This window comes from Deltaproteobacteria bacterium, from assembly GCA_016874775.1.
GTDB lineage: Bacteria > Desulfobacterota > Binatia > Bin18 > Bin18 > VGTJ01.
The window spans coordinates 1-14,620 of the sequence record VGTJ01000161.1 but is presented as its reverse complement, the minus strand read 5'-3'; the positions used below and the strand labels follow the sequence as shown (position 1 = coordinate 14,620).

The following is a 14,620-nucleotide window of genomic DNA, read 5'->3' as shown; positions in this document are numbered from 1 at the left end:
TCCTTCCTGCCCCAGCGGACCTTCCTGGGAGGAGAACCTATGGGGTGCGTGACGGGCCTGCACGCCGGATCGCTCCGAAGCTTTTCGGGTCGCACGGCCAGCGGCCGTGGTTTCAGCTAGGAATGAGCCGCCGGAGTAGCCGAAATTAAAGGCTGGGCCAATGGACAGATTCGGCCCGATCCCATTAAAGAGGTCGTTGTCCGCAGCTCCAGCGATATGCAGATTCCCTTGCGGAGCATCAGTGCCAATGCCCACTTGCCCCATGGTATCAACAAAGAGTGAAGACGATTGCGCGGCTCCGGGGCTCGCCTTCATCGTCAGCCCACTCAGAAGAATGACTCCCGCTAGAGTGCGACACATGAGTATCCGTAGGGTTCCCATAGCAAACGGCTCCTTCTTTGTGTGTCCGTACAGTGTCGACATAACTCTCCCTTCCGATGAGGCAATCTGATCCGACGAATTGCACGAAATGTGAGGCGAGGGGAATGTAGGAAAAAAAGAGACAACATGCAAGCCCTAAAATCGATGGAATATTGGGACCGCACAAGATGATGGCGCGTGCTACGCGCCCTACTCGGCTGTTGATTAGAGCGGCAGGGCGTGCGCAGCGCGCTAGTTCAGTGGCGCGTGATACGCGCCCTACTTCAGCAACCTTGGCTCCAAGTAGCGGAAATCCCTGAGGTACGATACAACGCGAGGCATGGCGGAAAAGAGTTTGCTTCCGACAGAATATATTGAATCATCGATTGTCTTCATCAGAGGTCACAGGGTCATGTTAGATGAGGACTTGGCTGCGCTTTATGGAGTAGAGACCCGTATCCTTGTCCGTAACGTGAAGCGGAATCTCGATCGATTCCCTGCCCATTTTATGTTTCAGATAACGAGTGAGGAGCATGCACGTTTGAAATCCCAATTTGGGATCTCAAAGTCCGGTCGTGGCGGTCGACGTTATTTGTCGTGTGTCTTAAAGAAAGCACATTAAGCCCTAACGCCCAAAGAGTATCCATGTCTGCTGCATCTACGAGTTCGCGTCCGCTCTCACTTCCAGTTCCGTTCACTCCCCAACGTATTTTGATCGTCCTGCTTGGCGCGATCGGCGATGTCACGCGTGCGTTGCCTTTGCTCACACGATTACGACGAGCATATCCTCAAGCTCATATTACTTGGGCAGTCGAACCAGCGGCCGCAGCGTTGCTCGATTACCATCCTGCTCTTAATGAGGTTCTGCTCTATCAACGCAACCGAGGCTCACGAACGTTCTTCCCGTTTCTACGTAGGATTCGTGATCATCATTTTGATCTCGTGCTCGATCTCCAACGTCACTTCAAAAGTGGGCTGGTCAGTTGGTGGTCGCGTGCTCCAGTGCGAGTTGGTTTTCATCGTACCAATACTAAAGAAGGAAACTGGCTGTTCAATACTCACACAATCGAAGCCATCCCCGATTTCTCGCTGAAACTGGGACAGTACCTCAAGTTTGCTGAAGCCCTGGGGTTACCAGACAACGGCGTCTCGTTTGACCTCCGCCTTCGACCAGAAGAGGAGCAGAAAGTTGAGACCTTGCTTGCTGGGACCCCTCGTCCCTTTGCCGCCTTCTTTCTTGGCTCACGCTGGCCAAGCCGGTTCTGGTTCCCGCAGGCAACGGCAGAGGTAGCGCGGGTGTTACAACAGGAATATGGTATGGGCGTCGTGCTGGTGGGCGGACCGAGTGAAGTCGCATTCGCGCAGCAGGTCAGCGAGGCAATGGGGACGGCGGTGGCGAATCTGAGCGGCAAAACTTCGCTCCGTGATTTGATTGGCATCTTTCATCGGGCACGTCTGGCGATGGGACCAGACTCGGGGCCAATGCATATTGCTGCTGCGATGGGCATCCCTGTCATCTCGTTGTGGGGAGCAACAAGTCCGATACGCTCAGCGCCGTGGAATTCCGAAGCCTTGGTCATTCAAGGTGAAGCCGCATGTAGTCCATGCTATGTTCGGCGTTGCCCGATTGAGCGTGCGTGTATGCGACGGATAACTCCAGAGCACGTGCTTTCGGTCGCTCGTCAGATACTGAGTGAGAATGATTAATGAACAGTCAAAAGTTAAACGTCAAACGTCAAACGTTCTACGAAGCCTTTTGTCTAAATCGGACCATGAAAGATTCGTACACTCGCGCTGTCACCCTGAGTGAAACGAAGGGTCTCTCCGAAAGATTCTTCACCGCGCTCAGAATGACACGGTTTGGAGTCTGTCGTGTAACGTGTACGAATGTTCTTAGGTCTGATTTCGTCTGTCTTTACATGTTCTTTTTTTGTTTTTTTCCTGCCAAAGCCTAGCTGCCAATTCCCAGAGCCGCTTATGCAGCCAAACATCCTTTTTCTCCTAATCGATTGTTTACGTGCCGATGCAGTTGTCGGCTCAGAGCGTGGAGCGCAGACCCCAACGCTAGACCGACTTGTCCGGAATGGCGTCGCGTGCACCCAAGCCGTCTCCTCAGCTTCATCGACGACTCAGTGTGTAGCAAGTCTGCTGACTGGCACCTATTCGTTCGTGCATGGTATCCGTTCGATCTTCGGACTGAAGATGAATAGTGCAGTCTCGTCGTTAGCAGAAGCCTTTCAGGCCCACGGCTACCAGACTGTCGCGGAAGTCAGTGGCCCGTTGTTTCCCGAGACCGGCTTACCACGCGGGTTTGATACGTATCACTTTCGTGAAGGCTCAGCGTACTTGTCCACTTCTTGGGGCGCTGATTTTCGCCGCCGTCTCCAGAGTGCGGAATTTCGCCAGCCCTGGTTCCTTTTTCTGCACCTGTGGGAACTGCATCATCATCGTCACATTTTACCCGCGTACAGTAGTCGCGAGTTTGGCAGGAATCGCTATGAGCGTGCGTTGTCTTCGCTCGATGCTGAACTTGCAACGTTGCTCGCTCTTCTTCCGCAGAACACACTCATTGTGATTCATGGTGATCATGGCGAACGTGTCGTCAAAACAGATTTCCAATATCGCCTCTATCGCTTGTCCCGCGATCTTCTTGGCCGCAAGACCATGAAGCGTGAAGGCCACGAGATGGATGTATCTGAAGAACTGATCCGCGTGCCGTTAGTCTTCACTTCACCGGACGGAGCGGTTCATTCAGGACTGCAACCTGGAACCCAGGTCGGCCAACTCGTGCGACAGATCGACGCGCTACCGACGGTGCTTGATCTCGTTGGCGTACCGGCCCCCCCCAACATTCACGGACAAAGTTTACGGCCTGCGCTCCAGAACCACACTCCTCTGGCAATCGAAGCCTATCTTGAAGCGTTCCTCCGTATTCGCTCGGATCCTCGTAATCGCCGTGTCGGTTGGCGGACGGAAGAGTGGAAGTATATCTACGCACCGCAGAATCCAGGGTTACCGCAGGAGCTGTACCATCTTCCCTCTGACCCGCGAGAACGGAACAATGTGGCCACTCAGCGACCTGAAGTTGCTGCGCTCCTTCGCCAACGGATTGAAGCAATTCAGAACGGACCTATTGCTGCGAATCCCGGACAAGTGATGAGTGCGGAGGAGCAAGCGCAACTAGAGAAACGGCTCGTCGAGTTAGGGTACATGTAAGAACAGCCTATAGCCTATTTATGTCCTCACTTTCTGTCATTTACTGCGATCCTGCAAGGCGAGATATCATCGATTTCCTGTCCCGCCCTTCGTTTGTGCAAGAAGGCAATCGCGTTCTCAAAAATGAGCGTGGGATCACAGTCACGCTTTTTCCCTCAGCGCATGGTGCGTTTGTGGTCAAGCACCATCGCCCTCACACGTGGCGCCGATGGGGCGATAACATGCTCCTCGGTTCTCCAGCGCAACGCGCGTGGCAAGGCGCGCAACTTCTGCAAACCGCAGGCGTGCCCATTCCCCGTCCGCTTGCCGTGGTAGAAAAGCGCGTGGCCGGAATGGTGCGCGAAAGCTTCTATGTGAGTGAAGCCCTCCTCACCCAGATGCCGCTCAACACCTACTGGCGAGAACAAAAATCACAATGGTCGTGGAAACGCCGCCGTGCGTTCCTGCGGGTCTTGGCTGACTTTTTACGCACGCTCCATGACGCCGGACTGTATGTTGGTGACCTCAAAGATGAGAATCTCTTTGTCGAAGAGCAAGGAGATCTTCACTGGAAGTTCTATATTGTCGATTTGGATCGTGTCACCAAACATCAACCGTTACATCAGCAGCGGCGCTTCAAGAACATTACTCAGTTAGAACGAACGCTGGGGCGTAGTGTCCGCATGAGTGAGCGACTGGCATTTTTCTATCACTACCTGGGCACTCCGTTGCCACCACGTGCCCAACGACACGAGTTGGTCACTCAGCTCCTACGTCTACGAGAGCAGAAAGATCGCGAGTATGCTCGCCGGCGGGTACGGCATGGTCGCGATGGCGTTGCAACGACCCCCCTCATCGCTTCCCCTGCAGTGACACCTACACTTCCACCCCCTCTCCCTCGCCCTCCGATCTCTTGCTGCATTATCTGTTTCAACGAAGAAGCGAATATCCGCCGTTGCCTTGAAAGTGTGAAATGGTGCGACGAGATCATTATTGTCGATTCGTTTTCTACTGATCATACAGTTGACATCTGCCATGAATACACGGACCGGATCATTGCTCGTGCATGGCCGGGATATGTCGAACAGAAACGCTTCGCCCTCTCACAAGCAACACACGAGTGGGTCCTCAATGTCGATGCAGATGAAGAAGTCTCACCAGAATTACGCCAGGGAATCCTCGCTGTCCTCGAGCAGAATCACCCAGCAATTGATGGCTTCTATGTTCCACGTCTCGTGTACTATCTCGGGCGCTGGTGGTGGCGTGGCTGGTTCCCTGGGTATCGGTTGCGCTTGTTCCGCAAAGCAAAAGTGCGCTGGGGCGGTGTTGATCCTCACGAGAAAGTACTGTTACGCGGGCAAGCCGAGCGTCTACGTGGGCCGTTGTATCATTACACCTATGACGACATTAGCGACCATCTGCGAGCGATCAACGGTCTCACGGAAGTCTCCTCTCGTGAGTTAGCGCTCCGTGGCAAACGCACACGCGCGACAGATTTATTGCTCCGCCCGTTGTGGCGTTTTCTGCGTTTCTATGTTGTCAGTGGCGGATTTCGCGACGGAGTACCAGGGCTTTTCGTTGCGGTCACATCAGCGTTTTATGTGTTTTTGAAATACGCCAAATTATGGGAACGAACGACAAGGTCACATACTGATGCAGAAGCTCAACGTTCTCCACATCGATCCGGAGAAGAATTGGGGCGGGGGGGAAGTACAGGTGCTCGGACTGACCACCTACCTGAACCGCACCGGCCATCATTCAGTCGTCGCAGTTGATCCGCGCGGCGCTCTTGTTCATCGACTTGCGCAAATAGACCTTCCTACAACAAATCTCACAGTGAGGAATGACATTGATTTCCTCGCTGGATTACGCCTGCGTCGCCTCCTCCAGACAGGAAGGTATCAGCTTGTCCATTTTCATACAGCACGCGCCCATGCCCTCAGCCCGTGGTTGCGTGGGCTGCCAGTGCGACGGGTTGTCACTCGTCGTATGGATTATCGCGTGCGTCCAGGTTGGTTCACACGCCTCTTGTATGAAAATAGTGTTGATGCCGTTGTCGCTATTTCACAAGGTGTGCAATCCGCGCTCCTTGCGGGGGGAGTCCCTTCGTCTCGCATTACGATCATTCCTAGTGGTGTCGACACCACACGGTTTACTGTCACCGTAGAGCAGCGCGAGCAGCAACGGGCGGTACAACGAATTGGGCACGAGGAATGTGTTGTCCTCGTCGTAGGGGCCCTCGCTGAACGTAAAGGCCATGCGACACTGCTACAAGCTGCGTCTCGTTTGCAACAAACAGGCACCCATCTTCGTTACCTTGTTTGTGGGGACGGCCCGCTGCGCGCAACGTTAGAGAGTCAGGCGCAAGCCCTAGGTTTGGCGAAAAGTGTTCAGTTTCTCGGCTTCTGCCCAGACGTGACCAACTATCTCGCTGTCGCTGACGTGTTCGTGCATGCTCCTCTCTGGGAAGGACTTGGTGTGGCAGTCATTGAAGCACTGGCGGCGGGGTTGCCTGTCGTGGCAAGTCGTGTTGGTGGAATTCCAGAATTGATCAACCATGAAGTCTCAGGCTTGCTTGTTCCCTCGCAGGAACCTCAAGCATTAGCTGCAGCAATCGAGCGTGTGGTTCTCAATCGTCCTTGGGCAAAGACCTTGGGCACTACAGGACAAGCTTTCGTTCGCACTCGTTACGACGTCAACGTCATGGCTCAAGCCAATGAGGCACTGTATTACAAACTGCTTACTCATCCTGATAAATAGCGCCAACGAACAATTCCTCCTGCGGAATACGGAGGCTCACTGGACTTCAGGAAAATCCTGATAAGAACTTCAGTAGGCCGGAATAAGCGCAGCGTTTCCGGCAGGTCGGGCCGGGAACGGCCTCTGGCCTTATCCCGGCCTACATCGCCGTTGCTCTTCGTGCAATTGAAAACCGCTGTAGACAATGCACCTCCTCTTTCGTTGCTCACGTTGAAAAGTCCGTGAATATCGTGCACTCTGATGCGGCAACGCCGAAGGCAGGAGTGCGCAAATTTTTGTTGCACCTGTTGTGACAGACACAAAATACATGCTCGTATGAATGCTAAAGCTCAATCTCGCCAGCCTCGAACACGAAGGTTATCAGCCATTGTCAAACGATTTCCGCAGGTGCGCGCCCTTGTCATCGGCGACCTGATGCTGGATCGATACATTTGGGGAAAAGTCGAACGCATCTCTCCCGAGGCACCGATACCGGTCGTTCGTGTGACGCACGAGAGCGTGCATGCCGGTGGGGCTGGCAACGTGGTGGCAAACATTCGCGCCCTAGGCAGCCGTGTCGTTGCCTGTGGCGTGGTCGGAAAAGATCAAGCCGGGCAACGCCTGCGCCACCAACTCGCCACCCTCGGAGCTGAGGTTCAAGGGGTAGTCACGAGCAGAAGTTCAATCACGACCAGCAAAACCCGAATCATTGCCCATAATCAACAAGTTGTCCGGCTTGATCGCGAAGAACGAGATGCCTTCGACGCACGCGTACGAGCCCAACTGCGGCGATTTATCCAACAGCATATCGCCGACTTCCAGGTTGTCATCATATCGGATTACGACAAAGGCGTGATCGATGCCGAATTACTCACCTTGCTGTCCGAGCTACGAGGCCAGCAAGAGTTTGTCTATTTGATCGATCCTAAACGGCGCAATTTTCCACACTATCGTGGGGCAACGCTAGTTAAACCGAACCGTGAAGAGGCAGGGATCGCTGCAGGGATAGAAATCCGCGACGAGCGAGACCTGAATGAGGCTGGTGCACGCCTCCTGCACCTGTGGCAAACTGAAGCAGTTCTCGTCTCACGTAGTGAGGAAGGTATGAGTCTCTTCAAACCGCAGGCAAAACCGCAGCACTTTCCCACAACAACGCGCGAGGTCCACGATGTCACGGGCGCGGGCGATACGGTAGTGGCAACGTGTGCGTTGGCTTTGGGAGTCGGGGCCTCACTTGAAGAGGCAACGATCCTCGCCAATCACGCCGCTGGGGTCGTGGTTGGTAAAGTTGGTACTGCCACGGTCAGTCCGACTGAATTGCTCTCAGCTCTGCAACAGGAGTCGACATGAAAAGTATGACTGGCTACGGTAGCGGCTCAGCAACGTTTCCCGGTGGTCGGGTAACCGTCGAATTGCGTGCGGTGAATCATCGCTTCCTTGAATTGAAAATGCCGCTGCCGCGAGAGATGCTACCATTTGAGCAAGAGTTCCGCACGATGATCGAAAACAACATCAAACGCGGCAAACTTGATATGCTCTTTACCACTTCCGGGAAGCCGTTGCGAACCTACACTGTGCAACCCAACCTGCTACTCGCCCGTGCCTATCAAGATGCAGTGCAGCAAGTCCAGCGAGAAATTGGCGTGAAAGGCACGCTTGACCTGGCTTTTCTCTCGGCTCACCCAGAGTTATTCCAAGTCCAGGAACAACAAGCCAATGGTGAGCCGCAAGCAGAAGCTGCGAAGAAAGCCCTGACCGCAGCCCTCTCCGCCCTCGAACGTCAGCGCGCACGCGAGGGGAAATTCCTCCAACGTGAACTGCAAATACGCATCGCAACCCTTGACCAGATCCGTCGCACGGTAAAGGCTCGTAGCAGTATCGTTTACGAAAACACCCGCGAGCGACTCAAAGACCGGATCAACAACGTTCTCCAAGGACTCCTCCCTGGAGTCGAAATTGACCAAAGCCGCCTCTTGCAAGAAGTCGCCACCCTGGCCCAACGGGGTGATATTACGGAAGAACTTGTCCGCTTACAGAGTCATCTTGAGGCATTACGAAGTCATTGTCGCTCCGTAGAACCAGTCGGAAAACGGATCGACTTTCTCCTGCAAGAGGTGCAACGCGAGGTCAACACTATTGGCTCTAAGGCTGACGATGTTGAAGTGCGCCACCTTGTGGTCTCGGCGAAAGAGGAGGTAGAAAAATTACGGGAACAAGTGCAAAATGTAGAGTAATTTATGTCAGACGATCCCGACAAACCCTTTATTCTTTCACGTCAGGGAATTTTGTTTTTCCTCTCTGCGCCCTCAGGGGCCGGGAAAACAACCCTTTCTGAACAACTCTTACAACGGATACCGAATCTCTCACCATCGATCTCGTACACGACGCGTCAGCCACGCGCCGGTGAAGTTGATGGCCGAGAGTACCACTTCGTCAGCGAAGCCGAATTCATGCGTCTGCGGCAACGGCAGGCCTTTGCCGAATGGGCTCGGGTGCATGATTTCTTCTATGGAACAGCGCGGGCACCGCTTGAAGAAGCGCTCGTGCATGGGTCAGATCTCCTTCTTGATATCGACGTCCAGGGGGTACAACAACTCAAGCCACAGTTTCCTGGAGCTACGGTTGCCATTTTTCTACTACCTCCCTCTTGGGATGAACTTGAACGTCGCCTGCGAAACCGTGGGACCGATAGCGCCGAAGTCATTGCCCGCCGCCTCGCGCGTGCACACACCGAAGCGCAGGAGTTATCAATGTACGATTACTGGGTCGTCAATGATCAGATTGAACGTGCGATCGCAACGGTGCACGCCATAGTCATCGCTGAACGAGCCCGGGTTGCGCGGTTGCATGAAAGGACCCTCGCATGACCCTCGGTGAACTGGTTGATAAAATCCGCGCCTACCACCCGGACGCCGATACCCGGCAACTCGAACAGGCGTACACGTTCTCCGAGCGTATGCACCAAGGACAGAAACGCCTCTCTGGCGATCCGTATTTTGTCCACCCAGTTGGCGTGGCCAGCATCATTGCCGATATGAAACTCGATGTCCCAAGTGTCATGACAGGACTGCTCCATGATACCGTCGAAGATACCCTCACTACGTTAGAGCAAGTCGAGAAGGACTTTGGCACCGAAGTCGCTTCGCTCGTTGATGGCGTCACCAAGATTAGTCAAATCAATTTCACTACTCGTGAGGAACGTCAGGCAGAGAACTTTCGTAAGATGATCATTGCTATGGCGCATGATATTCGTGTGATTCTCGTGAAACTTGCCGATCGCGCACACAACATGCGAACGCTCTCCTATTTACCAGAAAATAAACAACGAGAGATTTCCCAAGAAACACTCGATATCTACGCCCCACTCGCGCATCGTCTTGGCATTAATTGGCTCAAGAGTGATCTCGAAGACAACGCGCTGCGGTATCTGCACCCTGGAGTATACGGCCAGTTAAAACACGATGTGGCCAAGAAGAAAGCCGAGCGAGAGAACTACATCAACGAAGTCATTACCATCTTGCAGCAAAAGTTGACTGAGGCTGGGATTACCGCCGAAGTGTATGGGCGCCCGAAACATTTCTATTCCATTTACCAGAAGATGCAGGCGCAGAACCTATTATTCAGCGAAATTTACGACCTCGTCGGCTTTCGCATTATCGTCAAGGAAGTACGCGAGTGCTACGAAGCCTTGGGCATCGTCCATAGTCACTGGCGACCCGTCCCTGGCCGCTTCAAAGATTACATCGCCCTCCCCAAAGAGAACATGTATCAATCGCTGCACACGACGGTCATCGGTCCGTATGGCGAGCGGATCGAAGTGCAAATTCGTACCCAAGAAATGCATCGCGTGGCTGAGCAAGGCATCGCTGCGCACTGGACCTACAAGGAAGGTCGTCGCGGATTAGACGAATCGCAGCGCTTCACCTGGTTACGGCAACTAGTCGAGTGGCAGCAACAACTGAAAGATCCCCAAGAGTTTCTCCAGACCGTTAAAGGCGATTTATTCACTGAAGAAGTATACGTCTTCACGCCGAAAGGGGATTTGTTCAACTTCCCGCAAGGCGCGACGGTGATCGATTTTGCCTATCGCATTCACTCAGAAGTCGGCAATCGCTGTGCTGGCGCACGCGCCAATGGCCGCATGGTACCGCTACGGTACAAGTTGCAGAATGGCGACACTATCGAAGTCATTACCAATACGCAGCAGACCCCCAACAAAGATTGGTTACGCTTCGTCAAAACCGCCAAGGCACAAGCCCGCATCCGTCAGTGGGTGAAATCACAGGAACATGAACGAAGCGTCGCATTAGGGCGAGAACTCATCGAACGCGAGTTATCACGTTACCGTGCCGATCTCGCTACTTTACGCAAACAGGATAAAATTGATGCTGCCTTAAAAGCGCTCAGTTTCAAAGATGAAGAGACCTTACTTGCCGCCGTCGGCTATGGACAAGCCACCGTCGGGCAGGTCATGTCACAACTTGTCCCGCAACCTGAAAGTGCACCAGGACAAGCTGCGGATGCGGCTGAACTAGAAAAGCTGCGTCAGAAACCCCCAGTTCGTGACGGTCGAGGCGGGGTACTTGTCGGCGGTGTCGGTGACGTACTGGTGCGTTTCGGACAGTGTTGTCATCCATTACCTGGAGAACGCATTTTAGGTGTCATCACCCGCGGCAAAGGCGTCACGGTCCATAACTTCGAATGCCCACGCTTGTTAGCTGTCGACCCTCAGCGACACATCCAGGTGAACTGGGACACTAATAATGGCACCTTACATCCGGTCAAAGTCGAGGTGCTCAGCGAAGACCGTCATGGGTTATTGGCGGCAATGAGCAAAGCGATCAGCGAAGCTGGGGTCAACATCGCCAATGCCGACGTACGCACCTTATCAGACCGCCGAGCGCTGAACGTCTTCGAGGTGATGGTCGCCAATGCCGCGACCCTCGATCAGGTGATACGGAGTTTAAGCGCAATACGGGGAGTGGTGAAAGTGGATCGGGTAAGGAAGTGACAAGAAGCTCTCGGCTATCAGCGTTCAGCCCTCAGCCAGAAAAGAAGGCCTTGTCCCCCTCTTTGGCTCGTCTTGCTGAATGCTGAATGCTGAATGCTTTGCTACGCTGCTTTCTGAATCCGTCCCGAACGGATACAGCTTGTACACACGCGAATACGTTTTGGTCCTTCGTCAGTCTTCACTTTGACCCGTTGTAAGTTTGGCATCCAACGACGCTTTGTCTTATTGTTGGCGTGGCTGACATTATGGCCAACTGACGGGTGTTTTCCACACACTGTACACATCCAAGCCATGGTCCTGTCCTCCTCAATCGAGCTGTCCTTGTTAACATACGGCTCCTAGTGCCGCAAGGCACATACCTCAACGGTTTCATCTCCCCCAATCGATGGAAATTTCACCGACCCATCAACTTTTCAGCGTCGTATAGATTGCATCGAGGTCAGTAGCAAATTAGTGTACTGCACCGAGAGGAGGTACACTATGTCAACGATCGCAAGCTTTACGCCGGAGGAGCAAAGTCTCATCCGCGACATCATTCCCTTGACTGGATTCGCCGTCGCCGTTGCTGGTAACAGCGGCATCATCGGTACGTTCAAAGAAGCTGCGGCCACAGCCAAAGGGTTAGGAGAAGCCGCGGCGAAGTATCCACAGAACGAGTTGATTCAATCGTTACTGAAAGACTTCAATCAAAATCGTCCAACCATGCCCAAATACAACCCTCTTGAAGCTGGCATCCAGGAGAAAATCAAGGGTGATGCCTTGGCCAAAACCCGTCAGGTCATTACGCTGCTGGCGCAAAAAGCCACACCACAAGAAGTGACCGAGTTCAAACAATGGATACTGGCAGTAAGTGAGAATGTCGCCAATGCCGCCAAAGAAGGTGGATTCCTTGGTATCGGTGGCGAACGCGTGAGTGCCGCAGAAAAAGCCGTGCTCAGTGACTTACAGAGCGTGTTGAGCGCGTAGGCGCGACTGTTTCGGATCGTTGCGTAGGGTGCGCGACCTGTTCCCATAGCTCACGCTATGGGCTATAGCCTATCGCCCCTGACGGGGCGCGGGCGGGCGGCCATCAGTCACAACTTGAGCCGTTAGCAGCAGCACAATTCCCTCTCCCTCAGGGAGAGGGCTAGGGTGAGGGGATAAACAATAGCGGGTTTTGTCTCTTGGGACCCTCATCCTGACCTTCGCCCGGGGGGAGAAGGAACCCATACGCGCTGCGCTCCACCTCAAACACAAGGATTTTTCCCTAAGTTGTGACTGGTAGCGGGCGGCAAGCCCTGCAAGGGCGCCACTTTTGTAGCCTACGGTGTTAACCGTGGGAAATTGTATCGGGTGGGTTACGACCCACCCGACAGTTCAACGTCAGTATATCCCACGAAACTGCGGTGTTCGTTTCTCAAAGAACGCAGCCAAGCCCTCGGCAAAATCCTCACCATCCGCTGCCTGTGTCAGTGCGTCAAGCTCGTGTCTTAGATGCTCTGCTAATCGGTCTGCTCCTACTACGTTCGTCATCAGTCGCTTGGCTTCTGCTCGCAAACACATGAGTAGTCAACGGAGCCACCCATGCAATGACAAAAACACTCAGTTGCAGAATAATGCGGAGTTTCATAACGTTCTCCTCCTTTTGGTTATTCGTCTTCTTTCGTCATCGCGCCCTTTGGCTCTGTTGTTGCAACCTGCACCGGTCGCACCTGCCAGCCGAGTTTAGCCGCGGTCGTCTGATTTAGTTTTCCATCGCTGGTCAAGATACCGTTAGCGATGAGCAGTTGCCGTAGCGCAGTGATCGTCAGATCGTCTGTCTTGGCATAGGTTTGTTCAAAATCTTCAGCAGTCTTGTTGTTCGCGGTAAAGTGCGTGTTGAGCTGAATTGGTTGATGGCCTTCAAAGCCGCCACGCTTAGCGGTAATGAAATAGTCAAACTCATAACTATTCTTTCCGCCTTTGAGTTCGCGCACTTCGATAGCGTCTTTCGTCACCTGTACCGCAGCGACACCAAACGTATCGATCGATCGTGACGTGAACTGCACGGTGATGTCCTCGTCTTTTCCGGCGACGACGCGAAAGTACTCAGGCGTTGTGATGGTCGCGCGGCCCTTGACCAGCTTGGCTTTGCCGCGCAGAAAGATCGCGTGTTCAGGCCCCTCGAAGAATGCGTAGGCCACTTCTTTGCTCGGGTCGGCAGGATGCGGCTGCACGAATGTGCCCGAGCCTTTGGTCAAACTGCCAGTGACGTTCACACTACCATTGAAGGTGAGTGTATTAAGGAAGAAGTCACCATAGATGAGCGGGCTACTGGTTGAAGAATTGTCGAGATATAGCTTGTTTGAAAGGTTCTCATTATATCCGGCATGATATCCAAGAAAGACGTTCCCGGTCCCTGTCGCATTATAACCAGCCCTGGTTCCTAGAAAGGTATTATAGGCCCCCGTGAGGTTATTAAGACCTGCAGACTCTCCGAGGAAAATGTTGAAAGATCCTGTGCTGTGATTGTAGCCCGCAAGAGGTCCGAGAAAGACGTTTGATCCTCCAGCCGTATTACTATAGCCAGCCTGATGGCCGAGAAACAGATTAGCGCCTCCAGTCGTATTTCTATAACCGGCTTGATACCCAAGGAAGGTGCTTTGTCCTGCATTGCTATTAGAGTAGCCGGCCTGGTACCCGATGAAGGTATTCCAGAATCCCCCGGTGGTATTGTACCCAGCTTCATATCCAAGGAATGTAAGTTTAGTTCCGTCCAGGTTGTTCCTGCCGGCTCTGTACCCGAGAAAAGTGTTTTTCTCTTCCACCGTGTTGTTGTAACCGGTTTGATATCCAAGGAAGGTATTATTGTACCCGACGTCATTCCAGTGGCCCGCGTAGGCGCCGAGGAAGGTATTGTTGTACCCTGTCCCGTTGTTTAAGCCAGCTTGACTGCCGATGAACGTATTATCGAGTCCGGTGTTGAGAAGACCGGCGGAATATCCAAAGAAGCTATTGTTTGATCCACCAAGGTTAGTACTACCGACGTAGGTACCGACAAAGGTATTTTGCGCCCCTGTGGTGTTGTCCTCTCCAGCATCGGTGCCGAGGAAGATATTGAGAGCTCCAGTAGTATTGCTGCGACCGGCGTCGGCGCCGATAAAGGTATTTTTGAGGTTGTCACTTGTTGTGCCAACCCCAGCATTAAGGCGGTGGCAGGAAACAACTTACCGCAATAGTGATTGACCGGAGTGGAGAGCCTCTGCACAAGAGCAGGGATGAGAGACGAGACCATTGTGTGCTGGCTTCGGTCTAAGTATCGAAGTCTGGTCGAAGAGCTGGATGAACGCGGGCGAC

At 53.4% G+C, this 14,620-nt stretch carries 13 protein-coding genes; 10 read left to right on the top strand and 3 right to left on the bottom strand.

Going from position 1 to position 14,620, the window contains the following annotated elements; all coding sequences use genetic code 11:
* Positions 1–423 (bottom strand): hypothetical protein (locus tag FJ147_22275; GenBank protein ID MBM4258613.1); only part of this gene is annotated, 423 nt, incomplete at its 3' end.
* 277 nt (positions 424–700) lie between these two features.
* Between FJ147_22275 and FJ147_22270 the strand changes: the two genes are divergently transcribed.
* The 9 genes from FJ147_22270 to FJ147_22230 all read left to right on the top strand — a co-directional run bounded on the left by FJ147_22270 (position 701) and on the right by FJ147_22230 (position 11,305).
* On the top strand, positions 701–982 hold the full coding sequence (locus FJ147_22270) for an ORF6N domain-containing protein (protein MBM4258612.1): 282 nt from the start codon (positions 701–703) through the stop codon (positions 980–982).
* A gap of 23 nt (positions 983–1,005) precedes the next feature.
* A complete protein-coding gene (locus FJ147_22265; protein MBM4258611.1) occupies positions 1,006–2,067 on the top strand; it encodes a glycosyltransferase family 9 protein in 1,062 nt (353 codons plus the stop codon).
* Between the two features lie 180 nt (positions 2,068–2,247).
* The gene (locus FJ147_22260) at positions 2,248–3,576 is read left to right on the top strand and encodes a hypothetical protein (protein MBM4258610.1); all 1,329 of its coding nucleotides are present in this window, start codon (positions 2,248–2,250) and stop codon (positions 3,574–3,576) included.
* Positions 3,577–3,596: 20 nt separating this feature from the next.
* Positions 3,597–5,330: a glycosyltransferase gene (locus FJ147_22255; protein MBM4258609.1), complete on the top strand. Its 1,734-nt coding sequence runs from the start codon at positions 3,597–3,599 to the stop codon at positions 5,328–5,330.
* Positions 5,209–6,315, top strand: a complete 1,107-nt coding sequence (locus tag FJ147_22250) for a glycosyltransferase family 4 protein (protein MBM4258608.1) — start codon at positions 5,209–5,211, stop codon at positions 6,313–6,315. The genes FJ147_22255 and FJ147_22250 overlap by 122 nt, the downstream gene beginning before the upstream one ends.
* Before the next feature lie 240 nt (positions 6,316–6,555).
* Complete coding sequence (rfaE1, locus tag FJ147_22245; protein MBM4258607.1) at positions 6,556–7,644, top strand: D-glycero-beta-D-manno-heptose-7-phosphate kinase; 1,089 nt, start codon at positions 6,556–6,558, stop codon at positions 7,642–7,644.
* Positions 7,641–8,528: a YicC family protein gene (locus FJ147_22240; GenBank protein ID MBM4258606.1), complete on the top strand. Its 888-nt coding sequence runs from the start codon at positions 7,641–7,643 to the stop codon at positions 8,526–8,528. Before rfaE1 ends, FJ147_22240 begins: the two co-directional genes overlap by 4 nt.
* Positions 8,529–8,531: 3 nt before the next feature.
* Positions 8,532–9,161 carry a guanylate kinase gene (locus tag FJ147_22235; GenBank protein MBM4258605.1) on the top strand — a complete coding sequence of 210 codons (630 nt, stop codon included), beginning with the start codon at positions 8,532–8,534 and terminating at the stop codon, positions 9,159–9,161.
* On the top strand, positions 9,158–11,305 hold the full coding sequence (locus FJ147_22230) for a bifunctional (p)ppGpp synthetase/guanosine-3',5'-bis(diphosphate) 3'-pyrophosphohydrolase (GenBank protein ID MBM4258604.1): 2,148 nt from the start codon (positions 9,158–9,160) through the stop codon (positions 11,303–11,305). Before FJ147_22235 ends, FJ147_22230 begins: the two co-directional genes overlap by 4 nt.
* Before the next feature lie 101 nt (positions 11,306–11,406).
* Here FJ147_22230 and rpmB read toward each other — a convergent pair whose 3' ends face one another.
* Complete coding sequence (gene rpmB, locus FJ147_22225; GenBank protein ID MBM4258603.1) at positions 11,407–11,598, bottom strand: 50S ribosomal protein L28; 192 nt, start codon at positions 11,596–11,598, stop codon at positions 11,407–11,409.
* Positions 11,599–11,785: 187 nt separating this feature from the next.
* Here rpmB and FJ147_22220 point away from each other — a divergent pair, with 187 nt between their 5' ends.
* Positions 11,786–12,271, top strand: a complete 486-nt coding sequence (locus tag FJ147_22220; GenBank protein ID MBM4258602.1) for a hypothetical protein — start codon at positions 11,786–11,788, stop codon at positions 12,269–12,271.
* A gap of 662 nt (positions 12,272–12,933) precedes the next feature.
* Here FJ147_22220 and FJ147_22215 read toward each other — a convergent pair.
* Positions 12,934–14,091: a hypothetical protein gene (locus tag FJ147_22215; protein MBM4258601.1), complete on the bottom strand. Its 1,158-nt coding sequence runs from the start codon at positions 14,089–14,091 to the stop codon at positions 12,934–12,936.
* Positions 14,092–14,620 lie beyond the last annotated feature (529 nt).